Source organism: Streptomyces sp. NPDC003011, assembly GCF_053591515.1.
In genome coordinates this window covers 52,074-76,731 of the sequence record NZ_JBSFTY010000045.1, presented here as the reverse complement: position 1 = coordinate 76,731, position 24,658 = coordinate 52,074, and the positions used below count along the sequence as shown (strand labels likewise).

Annotated in this window: 21 protein-coding genes; 15 read left to right on the top strand and 6 right to left on the bottom strand. The window is 73.6% G+C overall.

Annotated features, from left to right (window positions below; genetic code table 11):
* Nucleotides 1–97: 97 nt before the first annotated feature.
* The 4 genes from ACWD0J_RS23385 to ACWD0J_RS23370 form a co-directional block, all read right to left on the bottom strand.
* Nucleotides 98–946 (bottom strand): SMP-30/gluconolactonase/LRE family protein, encoded by an 849-nt coding sequence (locus ACWD0J_RS23385; RefSeq protein WP_451497746.1) that lies wholly within the window; start codon nt 944–946, stop codon nt 98–100.
* Entirely contained in the window at nt 943–1,716 is a 774-nt protein-coding gene (locus tag ACWD0J_RS23380; RefSeq protein ID WP_451497745.1) for an IclR family transcriptional regulator, read from the bottom strand. Before ACWD0J_RS23380 ends, ACWD0J_RS23385 begins: the two co-directional genes overlap by 4 nt.
* Before the next feature lie 323 nt (nt 1,717–2,039).
* A complete protein-coding gene (locus tag ACWD0J_RS23375; protein ID WP_451497744.1) occupies nt 2,040–3,308 on the bottom strand; it encodes a PucR family transcriptional regulator in 1,269 nt (422 codons plus the stop codon).
* Between the two features lie 3 nt (nt 3,309–3,311).
* Nucleotides 3,312–3,464 (bottom strand): hypothetical protein, encoded by a 153-nt coding sequence (locus tag ACWD0J_RS23370; protein ID WP_451497743.1) that lies wholly within the window; start codon nt 3,462–3,464, stop codon nt 3,312–3,314.
* Between the two features lie 176 nt (nt 3,465–3,640).
* Here ACWD0J_RS23370 and ACWD0J_RS23365 point away from each other — a divergent pair, with 176 nt between their 5' ends.
* From ACWD0J_RS23365 to ACWD0J_RS23305, 13 genes are all read left to right on the top strand, one after another.
* On the top strand, nt 3,641–4,627 hold the full coding sequence (locus ACWD0J_RS23365) for a DUF3068 domain-containing protein (protein WP_451497742.1): 987 nt from the start codon (nt 3,641–3,643) through the stop codon (nt 4,625–4,627).
* A 196-nt stretch (nt 4,628–4,823) separates the two neighbouring features.
* A complete protein-coding gene (locus ACWD0J_RS23360) occupies nt 4,824–6,014 on the top strand; it encodes a glycosyltransferase family 4 protein (RefSeq protein ID WP_451497741.1) in 1,191 nt (396 codons plus the stop codon).
* Between the two features lie 104 nt (nt 6,015–6,118).
* Nucleotides 6,119–6,844: a class I SAM-dependent methyltransferase gene (locus ACWD0J_RS23355; RefSeq protein ID WP_451497751.1), complete on the top strand. Its 726-nt coding sequence runs from the start codon at nt 6,119–6,121 to the stop codon at nt 6,842–6,844.
* Nucleotides 6,841–11,067 (top strand): alpha-(1->3)-arabinofuranosyltransferase domain-containing protein, encoded by a 4,227-nt coding sequence (locus ACWD0J_RS23350; protein WP_451497740.1) that lies wholly within the window; start codon nt 6,841–6,843, stop codon nt 11,065–11,067. Before ACWD0J_RS23355 ends, ACWD0J_RS23350 begins: the two co-directional genes overlap by 4 nt.
* The gene (locus ACWD0J_RS23345; protein WP_451497739.1) at nt 11,064–12,509 is read left to right on the top strand and encodes a condensation protein; all 1,446 of its coding nucleotides are present in this window, start codon (nt 11,064–11,066) and stop codon (nt 12,507–12,509) included. The genes ACWD0J_RS23350 and ACWD0J_RS23345 overlap by 4 nt, the downstream gene beginning before the upstream one ends.
* Nucleotides 12,506–13,243, top strand: a complete 738-nt coding sequence (locus tag ACWD0J_RS23340; RefSeq protein ID WP_451497738.1) for a methyltransferase domain-containing protein — start codon at nt 12,506–12,508, stop codon at nt 13,241–13,243. The genes ACWD0J_RS23345 and ACWD0J_RS23340 overlap by 4 nt, the downstream gene beginning before the upstream one ends.
* Before the next feature lie 9 nt (nt 13,244–13,252).
* Nucleotides 13,253–14,170 (top strand): DMT family transporter, encoded by a 918-nt coding sequence (locus tag ACWD0J_RS23335; RefSeq protein ID WP_451497737.1) that lies wholly within the window; start codon nt 13,253–13,255, stop codon nt 14,168–14,170.
* Complete coding sequence (locus ACWD0J_RS23330) at nt 14,167–14,391, top strand: Trm112 family protein (RefSeq protein WP_451497736.1); 225 nt, start codon at nt 14,167–14,169, stop codon at nt 14,389–14,391. Before ACWD0J_RS23335 ends, ACWD0J_RS23330 begins: the two co-directional genes overlap by 4 nt.
* Nucleotides 14,388–15,221: an FkbM family methyltransferase gene (locus ACWD0J_RS23325; RefSeq protein ID WP_451497735.1), complete on the top strand. Its 834-nt coding sequence runs from the start codon at nt 14,388–14,390 to the stop codon at nt 15,219–15,221. Before ACWD0J_RS23330 ends, ACWD0J_RS23325 begins: the two co-directional genes overlap by 4 nt.
* A complete protein-coding gene (locus ACWD0J_RS23320; RefSeq protein WP_451497734.1) occupies nt 15,196–15,849 on the top strand; it encodes a hypothetical protein in 654 nt (217 codons plus the stop codon). The genes ACWD0J_RS23325 and ACWD0J_RS23320 overlap by 26 nt, the downstream gene beginning before the upstream one ends.
* A 644-nt stretch (nt 15,850–16,493) precedes the next feature.
* A complete protein-coding gene (locus ACWD0J_RS23315) occupies nt 16,494–17,939 on the top strand; it encodes an acyl-CoA synthetase (RefSeq protein WP_451497750.1) in 1,446 nt (481 codons plus the stop codon).
* A complete protein-coding gene (locus ACWD0J_RS23310) occupies nt 17,932–19,287 on the top strand; it encodes a carboxyl transferase domain-containing protein (protein WP_451497733.1) in 1,356 nt (451 codons plus the stop codon). The genes ACWD0J_RS23315 and ACWD0J_RS23310 overlap by 8 nt, the downstream gene beginning before the upstream one ends.
* A gap of 127 nt (nt 19,288–19,414) precedes the next feature.
* Entirely contained in the window at nt 19,415–20,452 is a 1,038-nt protein-coding gene (locus ACWD0J_RS23305) for a rod shape-determining protein (RefSeq protein WP_451497732.1), read from the top strand.
* A gap of 46 nt (nt 20,453–20,498) precedes the next feature.
* On the opposite strand, the gene ACWD0J_RS23300 is transcribed toward ACWD0J_RS23305, so the two are convergent.
* Both ACWD0J_RS23300 and ACWD0J_RS23295 read right to left on the bottom strand, forming a co-directional pair.
* Nucleotides 20,499–21,476 (bottom strand): anti-sigma factor RsbA family regulatory protein, encoded by a 978-nt coding sequence (locus ACWD0J_RS23300; RefSeq protein ID WP_451497731.1) that lies wholly within the window; start codon nt 21,474–21,476, stop codon nt 20,499–20,501.
* A complete protein-coding gene (locus ACWD0J_RS23295) occupies nt 21,473–21,862 on the bottom strand; it encodes an STAS domain-containing protein (RefSeq protein WP_451497730.1) in 390 nt (129 codons plus the stop codon). The genes ACWD0J_RS23300 and ACWD0J_RS23295 overlap by 4 nt, the downstream gene beginning before the upstream one ends.
* Nucleotides 21,863–22,024: 162 nt before the next feature.
* Between ACWD0J_RS23295 and ACWD0J_RS23290 the strand changes: the two genes are divergently transcribed.
* Both ACWD0J_RS23290 and ACWD0J_RS23285 read left to right on the top strand, forming a co-directional pair.
* Entirely contained in the window at nt 22,025–22,702 is a 678-nt protein-coding gene (locus tag ACWD0J_RS23290; RefSeq protein ID WP_451497729.1) for an ANTAR domain-containing protein, read from the top strand.
* Between the two features lie 738 nt (nt 22,703–23,440).
* Nucleotides 23,441–24,499 carry a glycoside hydrolase family 5 protein gene (locus tag ACWD0J_RS23285; RefSeq protein ID WP_451497728.1) on the top strand — a complete coding sequence of 353 codons (1,059 nt, stop codon included), beginning with the start codon at nt 23,441–23,443 and terminating at the stop codon, nt 24,497–24,499.
* Nucleotides 24,500–24,658: the final 159 nt, after the last annotated feature.

Here is a 24,658-nt window from a genome sequence, read left to right as displayed (position 1 = left end):
CCTTCCTGCTCTTCGTCACCGGCCTGATCGCGTACGACGCCGACGCCCGCGTCTGCCTGTACGTGATGGCGGTCTGGTTCGCCGCCCTCGGGACATGTCAGCCTGCGAACGCCGGCTGGATCAGGCCCTTTCCCGCTCCCGGGATCACCAGGAGCGACCCTGCCACCGGGTGCGGTGCCGTGAGGCCCACGCGGGCCGTCGTGATGTACAGGTCCGTCAGGTCCGGGCCGCCGAACGCGCACGCCGTCACCCGGGGGGTCGGCAGGTCGATCACCTGGTCCAGCTCGCCGCCGGGCGTGTAGCGGCGTACTGCGGCGCCGTCCCACAGGGCCACCCACACGCAGCCGTCGGCGTCGACCGTGAGGCCGTCCGGGAAGCCCGCGCCGTCCTCGATCTCCACCAGCGGGCGGCGGTCGCGGGGCCGGCCGTCCGCGAAGTCGAAGACGTCCACCCGGCGGGTCGGCGAGTCGATGTAGTACATCAGCCGGCCGTCGGGGCTCCAGCCCGTGCCGTTGCTGACCGCCACGTCGTCGAGGACGACCTCGACCGTGCCGTCGCCGGTGATCCGGGACAGCGTGCCGCCGCCGGGTGCCTCGTCGTAGCGCATGGTGCCGGCCCACAGGGAGCCGTCGGCGGCGACGGCGGCGTCGTTGGCGCGGCGGCCGGGGACCGGCTCGCGGTGCAGCCAGCGGAAGGTGTCGTCGGGGTCGACGAGGCCGACGCCGTCGCGCAGGTTCAGGACGAGTCCGCCGCCCGCGCGCGGTTTGACGGCGCCGACGTGCTGCTCGGTCGTGCGGGACGTACGACGGCCGGAGACCGGGTCGTAGGTGTGGATCCGGCAGCCGAGGATGTCGATCCAGATCAGGCGGCCCGCCGCCGCGTCCCAGGTCGGGCCCTCGCCGAGGGTGGCCTCGGCGCGTACCGCCACCTCGTACCGGTGCGTCATGCCACGCTCCGGTGGCCGAGCCGCTCCGACAGCTGGGCTGCGCCCTTCGCGGCGAGCTGCTCCAGCTCGACCCGGCGCTCGTCGCTCCAGCGGATCATCGGCACGGAGATGGACAGCGCGGCGACGACCCGGCCGGTGCGGTCGTGCACGGGCGCGGCCACGCACGAGACGTCCGGGTTGGACTCGCGGCGCTCCACGGCGAGGCCGCGCTGCCGGATCTCGGCCAGGGCCTCGCGCAGGGCGTGCGGATCGGTGATGCTGTTGGGCGTCATCGCGACCAGGTCGGCGTCCTCCGGGACACGTGCGGACAGCTCGTGATCGGGGAGGGAGGCCAGCAGCATCTTCCCGACGGAGGTGCAGTGCGCGGGCAGCCGTCGCCCGGCCGCCGACACCATGCGGACGGCGTGCGTGGAGTCCACCTTGGCGATGTAGATGACGTCGGTGCCCTCCAGGATGGCCACGTGCACGGTCTCGTCGCAGGTCTCGGCGACCGAGCGGGCGACCTGCTGGCCCTCCGCGGCGAGGTCGAGCTGCTCGGCGTACCGGCTCCCCAGCTGGTAGGGGCGCACCCCGAGCCGGTAACGTCCCGGCTGGCCGGGTACCTGCACGATGTACGACCGGGCGGCGAGCGTGGTGACCAGCTCGTGCACGGTGGTGCGCGGCAGCTGCAGCCGGCGCACGATGTCGGGAGCGGAGAGTGTCCCGTCCCCGTCGAGGAAGAGCTCAAGAATGTCGAGAGCCCGGGTCACCGCAGGTACAAGGCGTCCCATGACCGGCCCCCTCCCTTTGTGTCTCAGGTGTCTGTGTTCGAGATTTCAACAGACGATCGGCATGACGAACACAGGCTAGTCATAGAGCTTTGCCCGGGCAATGGCCGCGTCACCTCACTTCCGTCACCGCGGCGCGGCGGGACCGGTGGTGAACGGCTCGGCGGGACCGGTGGTGAACGGCTCGGCGGGACCGGTGGTGAACGGCTCGGCGGGCGGCGCACCATACGGATCCGCTCGACGGGGACGACTGGCTGTACCGGTGCGGTGACCGGCCGACCGGGGCGCGGGCGCGGGCGCGGGACAGCGTCCGCACCCCGGTCGTCTCAGGTACGCCCCCGCCCCCGTCCCCGCCGCCGCGGCTCCCCCAGGGTGCCCCGCAGCCGCTGCGCCCGCAGCACCAGTTCCAGTTCGAAGCGGCGGTCCGGGTCGTCGATCTCGGCGCCCCACAGTTCCCGGATCTGACGCAGCCGGTACCGCACCGTCTGCGGGTGGACCCCCAGTCGCGCCGCCACTTCCGGTGCCCCTCCCCGCGTCTCCAGCCACGCCAGTAACGTCTCCGCCAGCCTGCGGCCGTGCGTGGGGCCGCAGTGGGCCAGGGGGGCCAGGCAGCGCAGGGCGAGGTCGTCGATCAGTTCCTCGGGCTGGAGCAGGACGAGCGCCTCCGTGTGCTCGGTGCAGTACAGGACCTCGCCCGCGGGAAGCAGCTCCCGTTCCATCAGCCGTACCGCCGCCTCGGCCCAGCGCAGCGACTTCGCCGCCTCGGCGAGGGGGACCGGCGGGCCGATCGCCCCGGCCCAGCCCGTCAGGGCGCGGTGCAGCAGCTCGGGGCGGCCGGCCGCGCCGGGCTCGGGCACGACCATCCGGGGCTGCTCGTACTCCATGTCGAGCAGCACCCCCTGTCCGACCGCGGGCGCCACCGCCTCCCGTGCCGGGCGAAGCAGCACGCCCACCGCGACCTTCTCCGGCAGCGGCCAGCCGATCCGGGCGGCCCGTTCGGTGAGCGCGTCGGCCGGATCGCCCCGGTGGTGTTCGGCGAGCAGCAGTTCCATCAGGCGGCTCTGCAGCCGCAGGCGCTCCCCGGCCTGCCGGGCGGCCGCCTCGGCGTAGCCGCGGACGGACTGGTCGACGAGCCCGTCCAGGTACTCGTAGCCCGCGTCCACCAGCTCGTACATCGCGGGGGGCGGGATCTCCACGCGCTGGCCGATGTCGGCGAAGCGGCGCCAGGCCAGCCGTACGCCCATGCGGTAGATCGCCTGGAGGGAGTCCAGGCTGCGGCCGCCCAGGCCCTCGCCGCGGCCGAACTCCTGGAAGACACCGGGCGGTACGGTCGGGCGGCCCGCCGAGTAGTCGGAGTTCTCCAGGTGCTGGACGAAGACCTCGATGGCACGGCGGATGCCGATCAGGGCCATCGGCTCGCCCGACTCGTCGAGGACCACGGGCAGCTGAGGGTACTCGCGGCGGATCTCCCGCATGATCTCCTCGGCGAGTTCGGGCGCCTCGGCCATCGCGATCGCCGCGAACCGGCGCACCTGGAGCCGGGGGACGTCGTGCCAGGCCGAGCGGGAGGTGACGGCTGCCGGGCGGGCGGGCACGGGTCAACTCCCCTGGCCTGGCTGCTCGTACGTGATCAAAGGGGTGTTCGGCTGGTCGGGTGTGGCCTCGAGCAGCGCGACGACGCCGAGCGCGGCGCCCAAGGCCAGGGCGGCGGCGAGCACGACGGTGAGTGTGGCGGCGAGCAGTCTGGACATCGCAGGGTCAGCCTCTCTGTCCGGCCAAGCATCCGGACGTCGTACCCACCCGCCGTCCCACCCTGCCTGTCGGCCCCAGTGTCGACAAGACATTGACACTCCGTCAAGGGGCGCCTACGGTCCTCGGCCCATAGAGCGGCCCGAACTCCGCCATCTCACGCCCCTGGAGTGCCCGGATGCGCCGTACAGCATCACCTCTTTCCCTGATCCTGCTGGGTCTTGGCACGTTTCTGCTGGTACTGGCGCCGTTGCTCGCGTGGTACGTGCAGCCGCGAGCCGCCGTGAACCCCATCGACATCGACACCACCGCCGTCTACCGCGGCACGGGCAGCGTCTTCGACACCGAGGAGCTGGACACCGTGCCTGACCAGCGCATCACCGTGACCCAACGGGTGCGGGCCGACGTGGCGGACAGCGAACGCAGCGGCAACGCCGTGTGGGACGTGGCGACCACGGTCGACACCAACTCGTCCCTGCCGGCCGCCGACCCGCACGACGCGCTGGAGTTCATCCCGCACCGCTGGGTCATGGACCGCAAGACCACGAAGCCGGTGCACTGCTGCCAGGAGAAGCCGTACATCGAGGGCGAGGCCTACCTGAAGTTCCCGTTCGACGTGCAGAAACGCTCCTACCAGTGGTGGGACAACTCCCTCGGTTCCACGGTGACGATGAACTACCGGGGTACCGAGAAGGTTCAGGGGTACACGGGTTACCGGTTCACCGGCTCGGTACCGCCGTCCAAGGTCGGCACCCGGCTGGTGCCGGGCACCATCGTCGACCAGCCCGAACGGCCGCAGGTGCTGGCCGAGGAGTGGTACTCCAACCACGGCATCGAGCTGGTCGTCGACCAGGCCACCGGCCGGGTGATCTACGCACAGGTGGGCCCCAAGCGCACCCTGCGGGCACCCGGCGCGGACCAGGACGCGGTGGTGCTGCTGGACAGCCGGAAGCTCGCCTTCACCACCGAGACGCAGAAGGAGGCGGTGCGGCAGGCCGAGCGGGACAGCGGCCAACTGCGCGCCGTGGGCCGGACGTTGCCGATCGGCGCGGCTGTGGCCGGATTCGTCCTGGCGGTCGTGGGAGGCGTTTTGGTGGTACGGGGACGCAGGCGTCCTGATTCCCCGCGAACTCCCGATACGTCCCGGGTTCCCGTCACGATGTGACGTGACGTCAGTTCTAACAAAGCCGGAAATTGTCACTTCGGTGAGTAGCCGTGACGAACGGGTGGGCGAAAACTGTCCACCCCACCCGAACACAGACCGTCCACACCCACCTCGTAGGAACCCCTGCAACTCCCCACAGGAACACACCCTCGTCCCCCACGCTCAGTTCCGCACCCCGAGACGAGTTGGAGCACCCATGCCCCAGCACGTGCCGTCCTCTCCCCCGCTCTCGGCTTCGTTCGAGCGGGGGGAGCCCCCTCACTCCCCGGCTTCCCGGGCGTCACAGCACCCCTCGGCGCTCCCCCCACCTCCGCGCCGCATCGTCTTCCTCGCCCATCGAGACCTGGACAACCCGGCCGCCGGCGGCTCCGAGCTGCTGGTCGACCGCCTCGCCGACGGACTGACCCGGCTCGGTCACCAGGTGACCCTGCTGTGCGGAGGGCCTGCCTCCTACCGGGACTACCGGGTCGTGTCGGCGGGCGGTGAGTTCGGCCACTTCCTGCGCGCCCGGTCGGCCTTCGCCCGTCAGGTCGGCGACTGCGACCTGCTGGTCGAGGTCTGCAACGGGATGCCGTACCTGGCACCCCTGTGGCACCGCGGCCCCACGCTGTGCCTGGTCAACCACGTCCACACGGACCTGTGGAAGATGCGGTTCGGCGGGCCGCTGACGCCGGCCGCCCGGATCGGCCGAAGGCTCGAACACTGGGCCCTGGCCGGTGCCGCCCAGCAGCGGGGCCTGCTGGTCGCCGTCTCCCCCTCCACCGCCCACGCCCTGCGCGGGATCGGTGTGGAACGCGACCGCATCCGGGTCGTGCACAACGGCGTGGAGGAGCCGGGACCGCGCGCCGACCGCTCGCCGGAGCCGCTGTTCGTCGCGGTGGGCCGGCTCGTCGAGTACAAGCGGATCGATCTGCTGCTGCGGCTGTGGGAACGGGTGCGCCCGGTCACCGGCGGCCGGCTGCTGATCGTCGGCGACGGACCCGAACGCGAGCGGCTGGAGCAACTCGCCGGGCCTGGCGTGGAGTTCACCGGACATGTCTCCGAGGCGGAGAAGCACCGCCTGCTGTGCGCGGCCTGGCTGCTGGTGCATCCCTCCGCGGTGGAGGGGTGGGGCCTGGTGGTCACCGAGGCCGCCGCGCGCGAGACCCCGTCGATCGCCTTCGACGTGCCCGGCCTGCGCGATTCGGTCGTGGACGGCGAGACCGGCGTCCTCGCGGCCGGCGAGTCGTCCTTCGCGGCGGCCTGGTGCACGCTGGCCCTGTCGGGACACCGCCGGGAACTGATGGGCAAGGCGGCCCGCGACCGGGCGGCACGCTTCCGCTGGGACCGGACGGTGCGGCAGTTCCGGGCGGTGGCCGCCGAAGCGGTACGGGGCTGGGTGCCGTGACGCCTGGTCGCCGTGCCGGGAAGCCCGTCTCGCGCGTGCCGGCTGTCCGTGGCTGGTCGCGCCGTTCCCCGCGCCCCTTCCGGGACGCCCCGGAGCGCGGGCGTCTGAAAGACCCCTCAGTCCGGCGCTCCCTCGCGCTCTTCCGCGCCTTCCTGCGCGAGCAGGACGACCCGGACGGCTGCTACTCGCTGCTCGCCCGGGACGCCGTCGACCAGGTGGAGGCCTACGACGGTCCGGTGGCCGGGCGCACGGTGGTGGACGTCGGCGGCGGCAGCGGCCACTTCACCGAGGAGTTCCGCCGCCGCGGCGCCCACGCCCACCTCTTCGAACCGGACGCGGGGGAGCTGGGCGACAAGCCGCCCGAGGGGACCGTGATCGCCGACGGTTACCTGCTGCCGCTGTACGACGGGATCGCCGACGTCACCTTCTCCTCCAACGTGCTGGAGCACGTGGCCGATCCGCAGACCTTCATCAGCGAGCTGGTGCGGGTGACCCGGCCGGGCGGCCTCATCTACCTGTCGTTCACCAACTGGCTGTCCCCGTGGGGCGGTCACGAGTGGGCGCCCTGGCACTACCTGGGCGCCGAACGGGCTCGCGCCCGCTATCGGCGCCGTACCGGAAAGGCCGCCAAGCACACTCTCGGCGAGAACCTGTTCGCCGTGCACATCGGCCCGACCCTGCGGCAGGTGCGCGCCCGTGACGACGTCCAGGTCGTCTCGGCGCGCTCCCGCTACTGGCCCTTCCTCGCGGAGACCGTCGTCAGAGCACCCGGGATCCGCGAGGTGGCCACCTGGAACCTTCTCCTCATCCTCCGGCGGTCTCCACGATGACGACGTCCACGGTCCAGGCTCCCCCTCCGGCAGCCGTCCCCACCACCGCGATCATGTCGGGCCCTCCCGAGGGCCCGAGGTCGCGGCGCTGGCTGCTGGGGTTCTGGGCCGTGGTGTTCGTGCTGTTCCTGGCGGTGCGGCCGGGCCGCCAGACCTTCGACACCAAGCTCGGCGTGACCACCGACCCCGGCCGGTTCCTGGCCGACCTGGGCCAGTTGTGGCACGACCAGGGCTCCTTCGGGGGGATCGCCGACCAGTACGTCGGCTATGTCTGGCCGATGCTGCCGTTCTACTGGCTGGGCCACGCGGTGCAGTTGCCGGTGTGGCTGGTGGAACGGCTGTGGCTGTCGCTGATCGTGTCGGTCGCCTTCTGGGGCGCGCTGCGGCTGGCCGAGCGGCTGCGCGTCGGCACCGGCGCCTCCCGGCTGCTCGCCGCCGTCGCGTACGCCCTGTGGCCGGTGTTCACCATCGTCATCGGCTCGACGTCGGCGGCGGCGCTGCCCGGCGCGTTCCTGCCCTGGGTGCTGCTGCCGCTGGCCGACGAGCGCTACACCGCCCGGATCGCCGCCCTGCGCTCGGTGCTGCTCGTCCCGTTCATGGGCGGCGTCAACGCGACCTCCACCCTCGCCGCCCTGGTCCCGGCCGGCCTCTACCTGCTCTCCCGCCCGCCGGGCCCCCGGCAGCGCAAGCTGATCGCCTGGTGGGCACCGGGCGTCCTCCTCGCGACGGCCTGGTGGTGGATCCCGCTGCTGCTGCTCGGCGCCTACGGCGAGAACTTCCTGCCGTACGTGGAGACTTCGCAGACCACGACGGAGACCATGTCGGCGACGGAGGCGCTGCGCGGCGGCGGGAACTGGGTCGCCTACCTGCACCTGGTGGAGGCCTGGATCCCGGCGGGCTGGACGGTCGCCTCCTCGGTGGCCGTCATCCTCTGCTCGGCGCTGGCGGCCGGGCTGGGACTCGCCGGACTGGCCCGGCGGGACATGCCGGAGCGCCGCTGGCTGGTGCTGACCGTGATGACGACGACGCTGGTGCTGCTGGCCGGATACGGCGGCCCGTTCGGCGCCCCCTTCCACGGCGTGGTGCAGGACTGGCTGAACGGCGGCCTCGCGCCCTTCCGCAACATCTACAAGTTCCAGGCGGGACTCGCCCTCGCGCTGGTGCTGGGCATCGCCCACCTGGTGGGCCTGGCCGCCGAGCGGCGCGGTGTCCGCCAGGTCCGGGGCCGCCGGTTCGCCCCGCTGATCGCCGCGGTGCTGATCCTGCCCGGCCTGCTGTGGCCGTACCTGAACGGCTCGATCCTGAACCCGGGTTCCTTCCAGGAGCTCCCCAAGTACTGGCAGTCCACGGCCGACTGGCTGGAGAAGTACTCCCCCGACTCGCGTGCCCTGGTCGTCCCGGCGACCGCGCACGGCGTCTACACCTGGGGCTCCCCCATCGACCAGCCCCTCGACGTGCTCGCCGACTCCCGCTGGGCGCAGCGCGACTACGTGCCCTTCGGCACCCCCGGCAACCGGCGCGCCATGGACGCGGTGGAGCAGGCGCTGCTGACCGGCGGCGAAGTCCCGGGACTGGCCGACTACCTGAGCCGTGCCGGCGTCTACTACGTCGTCGTCCGCAACGATCTCGACCCCGACCAGATCGGCAACGTGCCGACGTCGACGGTGAAGCGGGCCCTGGAGCAGTCCGGGTACGAGCGGGTGACGGGCCTCGGCCCGCTCATGACCGGCGGCGTGATCCAGCCCGACACCCCGCTCCAGGTGGAGGGCCTGTACGCGAGGCAGCGGGCGGTGGAGATCTACCGTCCGGCCGGTGCGGACGTGCCGCGTCCCGGCCAGGCCGGGCTGACGCCGGTCGCCGACACCGCGCAGGTCTCCGGCGGGCCGGAGGCGCTGCTGCCGCTGGCGGGCGAGCTGCGCGGCCGGGCGACCGTGCTGACCGGCGACAACCACCCCGGGCTCGGCACCCCGCCGCTCCAGATCGTCGGTGACGGCCTGCGCCGCGCGGACACCCGGTTCGGCCTGGTCAACGCGAACACCTCCTACACGTACACCCGCGACGAACGCAACGCGTCCGACGCCGCCCAGAACGCCGGCGAGGAACCGCACCAGATCCTGCCGACCACCGGCCTGGACCACCAGACGGTCGCCGAACTGCGCGGCGCCCGCTCGGTCACCGCGTCCTCGTACGGCAACTGGCTGTTCCACCTGCCCCAGCTGGACCCGGTGAACGCCTTCGACGGCAACCCGGACACCGCGTGGACGGAGGGCGCCGCGGGCTCCCCCGACGGGCAGTGGCTGCGGATCGCCTTCTCCGGCGACGCGTTCGACATGCCGTCGTCCTTCAAGGTCACGCCGCTGCCGCAGGAGAGCGTGCGGTCCGCGCCGACCCGGGTGCGGGTGGAGACGGAGAAGGGCTCGGTCAGCAGCTTCCTGCGCCCGGACGGCTCGACGCAGACCGTCAAGGCGCCGCCGGGCGCGACGGGTTGGATGAAGCTGACGATCACCGACTCGGTGGCCCGGCGGGCCGGACTGGCGGGCGCCGGGTTCTCGGAGATCGACCTGCCGGACGTCCAGGTGACCCGGCTGCTGAGGCTGCCCACGGACGCCGACAGCACGGACGCGCCGGCCGAGATCATCTCCCTGCACCGCACCGCCGACCCGGCCGGCTTCTCCCCGACGGGCACGGAGGCGGGCCTGCACCGCCGCTTCACCACGGCCGCGGCGGGGACGTACGAGGTGAAGGCGAGCGCGGTCCCGGTGGCCGGTGAGGCGCTCGACCGGATGCTGTACGAGGTCGCGCCCGACCAGCGCGACCGCATCACGGCGACCGCCGACTCCACGGCGATGCTGGGCGCGGGCCTGTCCGCGCGCAACCTCACCGACGGCGACCTGACCACCGCGTGGATCGCGGGCGACCGCCCGACCGTGCACCTGAGCTGGACCGGGAAACAGCCGATCAGCGAGGTCGTGCTGGCCGCCGCGGGCGGTCTGTCCACCCGGCCCACCGAGGTGGACATCAGCTCGCCCGACGGCGCCGCCGTCGTGGGCGTCGACGAGAACGGGGCGGCCCGCTTCCCGGCGATCACCACGGACCGCCTGGACATCACGATCACCAAGACGGCCCCGATGACCCTGCACAACCCGGTGGCCGACGAGGACCTGCAACTGCCGGTCGGCCTCACCGAGGCGTACCTCCCGGCCCTCGACACCTACCGCACCCCTCAGCCGGAGCCGGACCGGACCTTCTCGCTGCCGTGCGGCCAGGGACCGGTCGTCGCGGTGGACGGGGAGCTGTACCGGACGAGCGTGCGGGGGCAGGTGCAGGACCTGACGGAGCGGCGACCGGTGGACGTCACCCTCTGCGGGCCGGACGGCGAGGACGCCCGGCTGGAGCTGACGGCGGGCTCGCACCGGGTCGAGGGCGGGGACGCCGGGCCCCTGGCGCTCACCGACGTGACGCTGACCCGCGGCACGGTGACGGAACCCACGTCCACCGGCCGTGACCTGCGAGTACGGGACTGGCTGGGCGACCAGCGGGAGGTGACGGTCGGCTCGGGCGCGGCGTCCTACGTGACGACGTACGAGAACTACAACGAGGGCTGGCGAGCCACCCTGGACGGCAAGGAGCTGACACCGGTACGGCTGGACGGCTGGCAGCAGGGCTGGCGGATCCCGGCGGGGGCGGGCGGCACGGTGACACTGTCGTACGAGCCCGCGACCACCTACGACGCCGGGCTGATCGGCAGCGGCGTGGCGCTGGCCGGCCTGCTGGGGCTGGTCCTGTGGCGCCGCACCGCCCCCAGCCCGGACGACCCGCAGCCGCTCCCGCCGGCGCCCGGACTGTGGCTCGGCACGGTCGCGCTCACGCTGGTGGCGATCGTGATCGCCGGGTGGTTCGCGCTGCTGGTCCCGGCGCTGGCGTTCCTCGCACACCGCCGGCACGCGCTGCTGGTACCGATCGCCTTCGCCGCCCTCGCGGGGGCGGGGATCGCGGCGGCGACCGGGGCGGGGGAGCCGGCCGGCGCGGAGCAGGGGGCGTTCGGCCCCGTGGCCCAACTGCTGGCGCTGATCGGCCTGTTCGCGGCGCTGGTGAGCGTACGGGAGCGGAGTGGGCCGCCCGTGGACGAGCCACCGCGGGGTGAGCCACCGGTGGAGTCCGAGGCGCCGACCCGGCGACTGCCGCCGGTCCAGGTCGAGAAGGGGAGAGCCGAACCGACATGACCGCACCCATGCGCGTCCCGTTCCCGGTGGTGGACGAGGTGTCCCGGCACTGCCTCCAGGAGGAGGAACCGGAAACGGTCCACATCGAGGTCCACCTGCCGGGACCGCTGGATCCGGGGCGCCTGCGCAAGGCGTTCACGGAGGCGCTGCACCGGCACCCCCGCGTCCTGATGCGGGAGGCGCCGGGGCCCTGGTACCGCCGCCGCTACGAGTGGGAGCTGACGGCGGAGCCGGACGTGGAGGTGGTGAACTTCCCGGCACCGGGGCGGGACGCGCTGCGCAACGCCCGGACCCGGGCCCTGGTGGAGGCACCATCGCTGTCGTTGTCGCCGCCGATCCGGGTGGAGGTGGTGGAAGGGGCGGGCCGGGCGGAGGGCAGCGAGGCGACCGACGGAGTCGGCGTCGCCGGCCCGGCCGCGGCTGACGGCGCCCCCGCGTCCGCCGGGGCCACGGGCCGCCGTAGCGCCGGGGCGGTGTCCGACCCGCGCGGGACGGCACCCCGCCGGCACGGGCCGACGGCCCCGCCGCCCGGCGGCGGCACCGGGACGGTCCTGTTCCTCACCATCAACCACACCGCCCTCGACGGCCCCGCCTGCCTCCGGGTCCTCGCCACGGTGGCGGAGCTGTACGGCGGCAGGGACAACGCCCCCGCGACCCCTCCGGTACGTCCGCCGGAGCCCCCTCAGGACCAGCCCCCCGCCCCCTCCACCTGGTCCAGGCCCGCCCGCGTGGCCCCCGGCTCCCCCGAGCCCTCCCCCGGCAACGGCCTGCTCGTCACCGAGCTTCCCCTCCCCCACCGCCCCAAGGGCGCCCCGTACACCGTGAACGACCAGCTCATGGTCACCACGGCGCTGACCCTCGCGCACTGGAACCGGGAGCACGGCGCCCGCCCCCGCCCTCTGCGCATCACCATGCCCGTCGACGACCGCCCCCGGGACACCACGATGCCCATCGGCAACGGCACCCGCCTCGTCGAAGTGCCTTTTGCTCCCGACGAGTTGAGCCGCATTACCGCCGCCGGCATGCCTTCGCTCCTGCACCGCACGGCGACCCGCACCCGCGCCCTCAAGGCCCTGCCCCGCCCCCAGCTCGGCCACGGCGCCTCCCTCCTCACCGCCCCGGTCACCCCCGTGGCCTGGCGTGCCGCCCTCACCCGGGGCCTGCGCCGGGCCGCCGCGCCCTGGACGTCGACGACCCTGCTCAGCAACATCGGCCGCATCCCGTACCCGCTGGACTTCGGCGAGGAGGCCGGCCGCGCGCACGCCGTCTGGTTCTCCGCGCCCGCCCGGATGCCCCGCGGCCTGACCGTCACCACCGCCTCCACCGCCGGCCGCCTCCACCTGGCCCTGCGCTGGTCGCGTGCGCTGCTCGGCCACGGCGACGGAGCCCACCTCCGCGACCTCTTCGAGCACTATCTGCACACCACGGAGGTCAGCCCATGACCGCCACCGCCCGGCACCTCCCCAGGGAACTCCGGGACTTCTACGAGAACCCGGCCGTCCCCGTCGCCTCCGGCCCCTCCCGCTCGCTGCGCCAGGCCCGCATGCTGGCCGGCGCCCTCGGCCCGGCCACCGGCACCGTCCGTACCGTGCTCGACATCGGCTGCGGCGACGGCACCGCCGCGGCCACCGCCGCCCCCCTCCTGCGCGGTCACCGCGTCATCGGCGTCGACTGGTCCCAGGACGCCCTGAAACGGGCCCGCGCCCACCTGACGTCCACGATCCGCGGCGAACTCACCGGTGCCGGGCTGCCGTTCGCCGATGGGACCGCCGACGCCGTGCTGTTCAGCGAGGTGATCGAGCACCTCGTCGACCCGGACGCCGCGCTCGACGAGATCCGCCGCGTACTGCGCCCCGGGGGCCATCTCATGCTGTCCACCCCGAACCTGGCCGCCTGGTACAACCGCGCCCTGCTGCTGGCGGGGGTCCAGCCGGTGTTCTCGGAGGTCAGTCTGCGGGCCATCCACGGCAGGCCCGGAAAGGAGGTGGTCGGTCACCTGCGGCTCTACACCCCGCGCGCCCTGCGGGAGTTCGTCGCCGCCGCCGGCTTCGAGGTCGTCCGCCTCGAAGGCGCCCCGTTCCACGGCGTGCCGCGTCCGCTGCGCCCGCTGGACCGGCTGGCCTGCGCCAGACCCTCCCTCGCGTCGATCCTGCTGCTGCACGCGCGAAAGACGTAGGGGGCGGCGATGTGGTGGGGAGTAGCCGCGGCCCTGCTGGCCAACGTCCTCTACAGCACCGGATTCGTCCTGGAGAAACGTGCTCTCGCGGCCCTGCCGGAAGTGAGCGTCCGGCAGCCCGCCCGGCTGCTCGGGCTCGTGCTGCGCAGCCCCCTGTGGATCGGCGGGTCCCTCTCGCTGGCCGCCGGGTTCGGCGCGCAGCTCGCCGTGTACCGCACCCTGCCGATCGCCGCCGCGCAGGGCATCTTCGTCTCCGGGCTGGTGCTGCTGGTACTGCTGTCCGCCCGGCTGCTCGGCGAGGAGACCACCGGCCGCGAGCGGTACGCGCTGGGCGCGATCCTGCTCGCGCTGCTGATGGTCGTGCTGTCGCTGCGGGAGGGCTCCGACACCGTCAGCCAGGAGGCGCCGTACCCGCTGGTGCTGCTGGTGTGCGTGCCGGCGCTGGCGGCGGGCGTGGGGCTGTACAACGCGGCCGAGCGCCGCGCCCGGCACCGCCACCGCGCGCCGACCACCGGCGTGGAGTACGGCGTCGCGGTGGGCCTGCTGTACGGGGTCAGCTCGCTGGCCATCAAGGGCATGTCGAGCTACCTGACGTCCAGCGGGTTCGGGGACGCGGTCCTCGGCCTGCTCCGCTCCCCCTACCCGTATCTCCTGCTGATCACCGGCGCGTTCGGCCTGATCATGTCGCAGGCGGCGCTGCAACGCTGCCGGGCCTCGCTGATCGTGCCGGTGTGCACGACGGTGACCTGTCTGTTCACCGCGGTGCTCGGCACGCTCTCGTTCGGCGAGGCGCTGCCGCAGGAACCGCTCCGGCTCGCACTGCGGCTCTCGGGCATCGTGCTCGCCGTCGCCGTACTGCTGAGCATGCCGAAACACGACCCGGCGCCCCGGCCCCCCGTCGGCGCCAAGGAGTTGACGCCACCGTGAAACCTGACGACCCGCTGCTGAGAATCCTGGCGTGCCCGCTCGACAAGGGCCCGCTGCACCTCGTCGAACCGGACGCTCCGGCCCAGGCGGAGGTCCTCTACAACCCACGTCTGCGCCGCCGTTACCCCGTCGTCGACGGCATTCCGCAGCTCCTGCCGTCCTCCGGCGAACAGGTGACGGACGACGAACACGAGGAACTCATGAAACGGACCAGCGCATGACGCGCCCCGCGCGCACGCTGACGGCCCGCGTGGCCCCCCATCTGCCGACCCGTCTGGTCGCCGCGGTGGCCAGAGCCGTGTACCCGCGCTACGAACCCGAGCTGGCCCGCCTCGCCGACCTGTGCCCGGACGGCTGCGGTACGGCCGTGGACGTCGGCGGCTGGTACGGGCCCTGGACGCACCGGCTGTCCGCACGGGCCGGCCAGGTGGTGACCGTCGAGCCGGTCCCCCATCTGGCGCGGCTGCTGACCTCGGCGGCCCCGTCGAACGTCCGGGTGATCCAGGCCGCCGCCTCGGACCGGGCGGGCACGGCCCGGCTGTGGCTGCCGGCGGACGACGCGGGCGACCGGGGGGTGTCGTCCCTGGTCCGGCGGGACATCCACGGCCAGGCGCTGGAGGTCGAGTGCGTCACCCTCGACGAACTGGAGCTCCACGAGGTCGGGTTCATCAAGATCGACGTGGACGGCAACGAGCTGGCGGTGCTGCGCGGGGCGACCGCGCTCCTGACCCGCGACCGGCCGGCCCTCTTCGTCGAACTGGAGGCCCGCATCCAGCCGATCGCGCCGGTGGTGACGTATCTGTCGACGCTCGGCTACGACGGCTGGGTACTGCCCCGCGAGACCTGGGTGCCGCTCGCGGACTTCCCGCTGGAGTCCCACCAGTCGAAGGCCTCGTACGTCGTCACGCACGGCCTGCTGCGCCGGGTCCTGCCCTTCCGGGACCGCCCCCGGTACGTCAACTCGGTCCTGTTCCTTCCCGACGGCCGCCGTCCGGGCGAGCCGCGGGTGGAGGACGATGGGTCCCATGCCCTCCGGAAAGCGCCCGACTAGCCCCCGCCCCGACCCCTTCACCCCGCTCGGCTTCCAGCTGGTCCTGCTGCGCCGCATGGCCGACCACAACCCCGGCCTGGTCGAGGACGCCCGCCACGAGCTGGGCGTCTCGATCACGGAGATGCGCGAGGCCAACAGACGGTGGCAGGCGATGGTGCGCTCCCCGCGGGGGCGGGCGGCGGCCTCCAGGTACCGATCGGTCCTGGGCGAGCCGGAGACGGTCCTCACCCGCCAGGCCGGCGACCTGACCTGCGAGGCCCGCCTCTGGCCCGTCCCCCTCTGGCCGGAGCTGCGCTTCGAGGTCCTCCTCGCCCCGAACGGCGCCGTCTGGAACGAGTGGCTGGTCCGCGCCCCCGGAGCCGGGGGGCCGGCGCTCCGCACCCTCGACGACCTCACCCCCTGGTCCTGCACGGTCGACGAGGCCGCCCGCGCCTTCCCCCCGGCCCGCCCCCTCCAGGGCTCGGCCCCCACCCGCTGGGCCCTGGCCTTCACCGCCCCGGACGGACAGGGCGTACACCGCGAGTGCGTCGCGGAGTTCACGTGGGGCCTGTTGCAGCGCGTGGCGGTCGTCGGCACACCGGCCTCCAGCGGCCAGGACCGTCCGGCCGGCCCGCGGGCCACGCCCTGACCCCGCGGCCCGCGCCGGCGTGGCCGAGCGCGCCGGGCGCGGAGCGACGCCGCCCCGGAGGACGGCGAGCGGACCTTCGTCCCCCGTCCCCCGTCTCCCATCCCGCGCGCGCCGGCTGTAGTCCCAGGTGGCCGGAGGTGACGGGGGCGACTCGGGCACGACGGGCTCCTTCTCGTACGGCTCGGGCCCGCAGGCCGGCCGGCGCCCGGGCAGCCCCGGCGAAGGCCCGGCCACCCGCCCCGCCGCCGCGGCCACCGCCGTCGAGACCCGCCCCGACGCCCTCGGCAGCCCCGGCACTGCTCGTGTCCGCGTTCGCCTCCTCGGTCGGCGTCATGGGCGCGCCGATCCCGCTGCCCGTGCCGTTCCTCGCGCAGGGCGAGATCGGGGCCGTCGGCATGGTGGCCGCGCTCGCCGTGCCGGCGACGGTCGTGGACGTCAGCCCGTTCTCGGCGAACGGCCCGCTGGTCCTGGCCGCGGCACCGGACGTCGACCGCGAGCGTTTCTTCAGGCAGGTGATGGTCCGCGGAGGCATGGTGGTCGCGGTGGTCCCCGCGCTGGCGCGGCTGGTGATGGTCGTGCCGGGCCGGGGGCAGGCCGACAGACGGCAACAGACAGCGTCCGCCGAACAGTCAAGGAGTACGAGCGTGTCCTCTCTCTTCCCCGCTCTCACCGACGGTCCGGACCGTCGCACCGCGCTGCGGTTCGGCGACCGGTCCCTGACGTACCCCCAACTCGCCGCGGCGACGGGCGCGCTGGCGGGCCGGATCGCGGGCCGCAGCCGCGTCGCCGTCTGGGCCGGCCCGACCCTGGAGACCGCCGTCGCGGTGCCCGCGGCGCTGCTGGCCGGTGTCGCCGCCGTACCGCTCAACCCGAAGTCCGGTGAGAAGGAGCTCGGGCACATCCTGACCGACAGCGCGCCCGCCGCGGTGCTCGCCGCACCGGGCGACGAACTCCCGGCCGCCTTGCGGGACATCCCGCGTGTCGACGTCGACGTCCACGCCACCGGCCGGCTCCCCGGCGAGCACGCGGACGACGAGGACCCCGCCCTCGTCGTCTACACCTCCGGCACCACCGGCCCGCCCAAGGGCGCCGTGATCCCCCGCCGGGCGATCACCGCCACTCTGGACGCGCTGGCCGACGCCTGGGGGTGGACCGGCGACGACGTGCTCGTGCACGGGCTGCCGCTGTTCCATGTGCACGGCCTGGTCCTCGGCGTCCTCGGCCCGCTGCGGCGCGGCGGATCCCTGCGCCACCTCGGCCGGTTCAGCACCGAGGGCGTGGCGCGCGAGCTGAACGACGGCGCGACCATGCTGTTCGGCGTCCCGACGATGTACCACCGGATCGCGGAGACGCTGCCCGGCGATCCCGGACTGGCCGAGGCGCTCGGCCGGGCGCGGCTGCTGGTGTCCGGCTCCGCCGCCCTGCCGGTGCACGACCACGAGCGGATCACGGCCGCGACGGGACAGCGCGTCGTCGAGCGGTACGGCATGACGGAGACACTCATGAACACGAGTGTCCGCGCGGACGGCGAGCCGCGCGCCGGAACGGTCGGCGTCCCGCTGCCGGGCGTCGGGCTGCGGCTGGTGGAGGAGGACGGCTCGCCGATCACGGCGTACGACGGCGAGAGCGTGGGCGAGATCCAGGTGCGCGGCCCCAACCTGTTCACCGAGTACCTCAACCGCCCCGACGCCACGGCCGCCGCCTTCACCGCCGACGGCTGGTTCCGCACCGGGGACATGGCGGTGCGCGACCCCGACGGCTATGTCCGCATCGTCGGCCGCAAGGCCACCGACCTGATCAAGAGCGGCGGTTACAAGATCGGGGCCGGGGAGATCGAGAACGCGCTGCTGGAGCACCCGGGTGTCCGCGAGGCCGCGGTCACCGGGGAACCGGATCCCGACCTGGGCGAGCGGATCGTGGCCTGGGTGGTCCCGGCAGACCCGCAATCCCCGCCCTCGGACCAGGAGTTGGCCGACCATGTCGCGAGCCGCCTCGCCCCGCACAAGCGTCCCCGGGTCGTGCGCCACCTCGACGTCCTGCCCCGCAACGACATGGGGAAGATCATGAAGCGGGCGCTGAGCCATGACTGAGCGGCTGAGCGCGCGCGAGATCCTGACCCTCGTCACCGACGACGGCACCTTCGCCGAACTCCCGTACCCGGCCGAGGACTCCGGCCCCGACGGCCCCCTCGCCTGGCAGGGCTACGACGCCTCGCGCGCCCGCGCCGCCGAACGCACCGGCGAGCAGGAGTCCGTCGTCTGCGGCACCGCGCGCGTCGAGTCCGCCCCCGCGGTACTGATCGCCTTCGAGTTCGGCTTCCTCGGCGGCTCGCTCGGCGAGCGCACGGGCGACCGCCTGGAGGCGGCGTACACGTACGCCCGCGAGCACCGGCTGCCGGTGGTCCCGCTGATCGCCACGGGCGGCAGCCGTATGCAGGAGGGCATGCTCGCCCTGACCCAACTTCAGCGCGTGGCCCGGCAGTCGATGCTCACCCGGGAGGCGGGGCTGGCGCAGATCGCGGTCCTGCGGGACCCGACGACGGGTGGCGGCTGGGCCACACTGGGCGCGGGCGCCGACGTGATCCTCGCCCTGCCCGGCGCCCAGGTCGGCTTCGCGGGCTCCCGGGTCCGCCCGCCGGACGCGGACCCGGCCGCCTACACGGCCGAGGCGCAGGTGGCGGCGGGCTCGGCCGACGCGGTCGTACCACCCCGGGACCTGCGGCGCACGCTGGGCCGGTGGCTCCGGCTGCTGACGGCGCCGTCGGACGCACCCGCGCCGGTCCCCGCCCTCCTCGGCGCGGAGGACCTCCCGGCCACCGGCTGGGCCGCGGTGCACCGCGCCCGCTCCCCCGAACGCCCGCGCGCGGCCCGCTACTTGGACGCCTATTTCACCCACCGCCTGCCGCTCAGCGGCGACCGCTGCGGCGGCACCGACCCCGAGGGCATGCTGTGCGGCTTCGGCGAGCACGCGGGCCGTACGGTCGCGTTCGCCGCCCAGACCGGAACGGCGACCCGCCCCGCCGGCTACCGCACCGCCGCCCGGCTGATCCGCCTCGCGGACCGGCTCGGCATCCCGGTGCTCACCCTGGTGGACACACCCGGCGCGGCCAACGACGCCGAGGCCGAACGGCAGGGCGCGGGCGCGGCCATCGCGGACCTGTTCGGCGCGGTGGCCGCCGCCCGCACACCGGTCACCACGCTGCTGATCGGCGAGGGCGGCTCCGGCGGCGCTCTCGCCCTGGCCGCCCCCGGCAACACCTGGGCCACTCCGGACAGCTACTTCTCGGTCATCGCCCCCGAGCTGGCCGCCGCGATCCTGAAACGCCCACCGGAGGAGGCCGAGGCGACGGCGGACCAACTCCGCATCCGCCCGCAGGACTTGGCGGACCTGGGAGTGGTCCGGACAGAGCCCGGGCCGCCTTCCGGAGCGGGGGCCTGACGAAACCCCCCATTCAGCCGCACCCCACCCGGCCCACCACAACACGCGCGCCCTCCCCGCGCCGCGCACGATGCCTAAGAGACCGCCACCCGGCGGCCCACGGTCTGTGCTCTCGGGAGGACCTGCCATGACCGCCAGTCTGGAGCAGCTGCGCCGCTGCCACTTCGCCGTCGACCTGGGTGCGGCGAGGACGCGGGTGTACGTGAAGGGGGCCGGGCTCGTCGTCGACCAGCCGTCCGCCGCCGCCGTGAACACCCGCACCGGCGCGCTGATCGCGGTCGGCGAGTTCGCGGAGAAGATGACCGGCCGCACCCCGAGCTACATCCGCGTGGTGCGGCCGGTCTCCGGCGGCACGGTCGTCGACATCGAGATGGCCCAGCGCATGCTGCGGCACCTGCTCGGCGACAAGATCCGCCGCAACCTGCGCCGCAAGCCCCGGCTGCGCGCCGCCGCCTGCACCCCGCACGACGCCGACCCGCTGGCCCAGCGCGCCACGATCGAGACACTGGTCGGGCTCGGCGCCCGCCGGGTCGAGCTGGTCGACACGCTGATCGCCGCCGCCGTCGGCTGCGGACTGCCCGTGGAGCGGCCCGAGGCCACCATGATCATGGTGTGCGGGGCCGCCGCGACCCAGGTCGCCGTCCTCTCCCTCGGCTCCATCGTCACCGCCGAACGCATCCCCGTCGGCGGCGAGGCCGTGGACCACGCGATCGTGCAGCACCTGCGCCACGAGCACGAGCTGATGCTGCCCAGCCAGTCCGTACGCCCGCTCCAGCTGGCCCTCTCCGGCAACGGCCTCACCCCGCACGGCCCGGCGTCCACCGAGATCCACGGCCGGGACGTCGCCACCGGCCTCGCCCGTTCCGTGCAGGTCGACACCGCCGCCGTCCGCGACGCGATCGAGACCCCGCTGACCGCCGTACTGGACGGCATCGGCAGGGTGCTGCGCAACTGCCCGCCCGACCTGGTGGCCGACCTCGCCGACCGCGGGATCATGATGGTCGGCGGCAGCGCCCTGCTCCCCGGCCTCGACCAGATGCTGCGGCAGGCCACCGGGATGCCGGTGCACATCGCCGAACGGCCCGACGTGTGCGCCGTGCAGGGCCTCGGCTACATGCTGGAGGGCAGGATCGAGCCCCTGGTCCTGGACCCGCTGGCCACCTGAGCCGCGGGCCGCGCCTGCCCGGTAGGCACGACGCGTGGCCGGTCCGTCAGACGGCGAACCAGCAGCGCACGGTGGTCCCGTCCTCGCCGGTGTGCACCCGCACCAGGTCCGCGACGAGGTTGACCATGAGCAGCCCCCGGCCGCCGCGCTGGTCGCGGGGCGCGGGGCGGCGTCCGGCCAGCGGATCCGCCAGCCGGCCCTTGTCGCGCACCTCGCACACCACGTTCCCGTCCTGGGCCCACACCCGCAGCGCACCCGAACCGCCGCCGTGCACCACGCTGTTGGTGGTCAGCTCGGCGGTGACGATCGCCAGGTCCTGCAGCCGTACGCCGGTCAGGCCGAACTCCGCGGCCAGGTCGGTGGCGACGTGCCGGGCGTGCGAGAGCGAGTCCGTGTCGAAGACGAAGGAGGGCACGTCCGGGACCAGCGGCAGCGGCTCGTTGTAGCGGGCGACGACGTCGTCGGGGTCGTAGGCCCCGCTGTGCGCCTCCGGGCCGGTGCCGGCGTGGATGACGGTGGGGTGGGTGGCGTACGCGTCGGTGATCACCTGCTGCGGCAGGCGCCGGGTGTCGTAGGGGCACAGGATGCTGACCGGGCGACCGGTGAAGGCCGCGTTGATCAGCGCCTCGTGCTGGACGCAGGCGGGGTACTCGGTGTCGCTGCGGCCCGCCCAGATCGGCTCGCCGATGATCCGCACCCGCCGGCCGGGCGGCTGGGCGTCGGCGAAGGCGCGCAGGACTCCGGGGATGATCCGGCCGGGGTTGCGTCCGGCCTCTCGCATGTCCAGGAGCCGCACGGCGTCGGCGTCGGCACCGAGTCCGTCCCGGATCAGGGCGAGGTTCTCGCCGGGCACCGCGACGGCCACGGGGTCGCCCGCCTCCAGGCCGGCCCGCACGAACGACAGGGTGCCGGCGAGGTACTCGGGCTCGTCGGCGTAGAACAGCGCGGGGTGGACGAAGGGGTCGAGGGGTCCGGCGGTGTCGCGGGACCCGACGGACGCGAAGGGTTCGGCCGAGGCACTCATGAGATCGACACCTCGATCGACGAAAGGTCGGGCCAGAACATGTCCAGCACGCGGCGCAGGCCCGGCGGCGGCCGGTGCAGCACCATGCGCCGGCCGTCCCCCAGTTGCTGGGCGGCAAAGGCCAGCGCCCCGACCCCCGCGACATCGACGAAGGTCACGGCTGACAGCTCCAGGTAGTACACATCCCCGTCCTCGCGTACGGCTCGGTCCAGCGCACGCCGCCAGACCTCGTGCGTCGTCAGGCCGACCTCTCCCGCCACCCGCAGCCCGCTGCGCTCTCCCAGCGGGGACACCGTCAGTGCCGGTGCCGCGTCGACGGCCCCGGACGGCGCCTCGTACCGGATACCCACACTGCCTCCCGCCTCTTCCCGGACCAGATCGCCCATACCCCCGAAACCACCTGACATTCCCGCAGGTGGTGTGTAGTCCTCCGTACGGCGGGCAGGCGCACGGTCAGCACCGCCGGGTCCCATTCAACCAGTCCGGCGGCGCCGGGACAGGCTACGTCAACGTCATGAGGACTGTCAGGGAATGAACAAGGCGGGGACATGACCTCAGCGGCACACACACCACTTGCGAGGCGACTCAAGGCATTGGTCATCGAGAGCGACGTGGACGCGGGCCGGGCGGTGCTGGCCCCGCGCGGAGAACTGGTCCGCGGCTGCGCGGACCTCCTGGCCGAGAAACTCGCCGAGCTGCCGTCCGACGTCCGCCGGGTCGAACTGGACATGACCGAGGTGGTCTTCATGGACACCGCGGGGCTGCAGTTCCTGGAGACACTCGCCGACCACGGCCACCGGCACGGCGTGACGGTGGCGACGCTGAACTGGAACGGCCAGCCGCACCGGATACTGGAACTCGCCGGTCTGGACACCACCGATCCGCTGCACACCGCCCCCGATCCGCAACCGTGCCCGTCGGCCTCCTCCGCGGTGGCACGGGAGCGCGCCGAGCAACTGCGCGTGCTCCAGGAGGAGGTCGAGCAGCTGCGCCACGCGATCGCCTCCCGGCCGGTGATCGACCAGGCCCGCGGCATCCTCATGGCCACCCAGGGCTGCACCTCCGACGAGGCGTGGGCGATCCTCCGGCAGGCCTCCCAGCTCTCCAACACCAAGCTCCGTACGGTCGCCGCGGCGGTCACCGCCAGCATCGGGAGCGACGGTCCGCCGCCCCCGGAGGAGGTCCGTACGGCCCTGCGTACGGCGATGGCGCACCGCGGACGCTGAGGCACGGTCCCTCCTCCCGGCACGGCGGCGCCGGGACGGCGGCCGGAATCAGTACGGGAGCAGCCGCCCCGAAGGGGTCCTGCGGTCGATCGTCACATCGCGCGGAGCGGCGGGCCTACGGCTGACGCGCACCCGGGTCTGACGGTTCATGACACCCTCCTCAGGCCTTGGGCCGGTACGAGATGTGCCACCCCGCACCCGATGCGACCGGCCGCGCCCGCCCCCTGCTCGATCGGGGCGGACCCTCGCCGGCTGCGCTTCGTGTTCGATCCCATTGCCCCCGCCATACCCCCCGCACCCGGCGATGACTCCTGTTCGCCGAGGACACTCCGCCCGGCGACGAGATCGGCACCGGCGCCGGCGCCCTTCTGGACGGCGATCCCCGGCCCCGCGGGCCTGGCGATGTCACGTGCCGGCCACGCGAGGTCACGTGCGGGAAACCTTGACGCGCGGGTTGCCTGATGCCACGATTCCGGCGCCGCGATGTTTACGTAAACACCAGTCACCTGTCCGTGGATGTTTACGCAAACACCGCTCCGCGGCCGGTGACTCGACAAGGAGGAGCGGATGGCTGGTCCCCCACCCGGCCCGGCCGGGCATCCCCACTCGGCCCGCACCCCCGGTCACCAGGCCCCCGGCTCCGGCCCCCTGGCACCGCACCGGTCCTCCCCCCACGGCCGCTCCGCCCCGCGCACCCGCCCCACGCGCCGAGCCGCCACCTCCTGAAAGGGCACGTCGATGCGCAAGACCCCCGCCAGAACCCGCCTCACCCCCCGACTGCGGGCCGCCTTCGTGGCCGTCGCCGTCGCCGCGGTCAGCGGCGCCACCCTCACCGCGAGCCCCGCCTCCGCCGCCGCGCCGAGCCTGGACCCGACCCAGTTCAAGGGCGTCAACTGGGCCGACCCGCGGGACAACTTCGCCGACGACCCCATCGTCCTGTCGGGCCTGTCGCTCTCCGACACCTACGCCCAGACCTACACCAAGGCCAGCCGGATCATCTCGGCGTTCCGCGCGAACCTCGGCGCCAACACCGTGCGGCTGCCCGTCAACCCGTATACGGTCAACGGCCCCGCCTGGAAGTCCTACCGCGGGGTCATCGACGCGGCCTCGGACAAGGGCTTCAAGGTCATCCTGTCGTACTGGGAGGGCACGGGTGCCCAGAAGGACGGCTTCATCGACGACGAGGCCGCCTACTGGCCCATGTGGAACACCGTCGTCAAGGCCTACCGGAACGACGAGCGCGTCCACTTCGAGCCGATGAACGAGCCGCACGGCTACACCGACACCGAGTGGGCCGACATCGCCGCGAAGTGGCTGGCGGCCTACCCGTCGGTCCCGCGCGACCGGGTCTTCGTCAGCGGCGCCGGCTACAACGACCACGTCACCTCGGTCTGCGCCGACCCGCGCCTGAAGGGCACCTACCTGTCGCTGCACCACTACGGCTTCTGGAAGGACTACGCGACCTACGACCAGTGGGTGGCCGACCTCAAGGTGCGCATCGGCGACTGCGCGAACCGGACCGTCGCGGACGAGTTCGGCGCCCACATGACTACCGGCTTCGACTACAACAAGCCGGCCCCCGACAACAACTTCGTCAACTACATGCAGGCCGTCACCGACACCTTCCGCGAGCTGAAGATGGGCTCCGTCTACTGGCCCGGCCTGCGCACCGGCGACACCTACTCGCTCCAGACCCTGGTCGGCGACCCGTCCCGCCCCTGGCTGGCCACCACCAACCAGTCCGGCGCCGACCGCCTCGCCTGGGGCTGGGGCCGCGGCAAGCCGGTCCAGCGCTGACCGACCCACGGCCCAACGGCCCGACGGCCCAACGGCTCAACGGCTCAACGGCTCAACGGCTCAACGGCTCAACGGCTCAACGGCTCAACGAGAGGCTCCGCACCCGGGCTCGGGGCGGGGCCTCTTCCTGTGCGTGCCCGGTGGGCTTTCCTGGCCGCC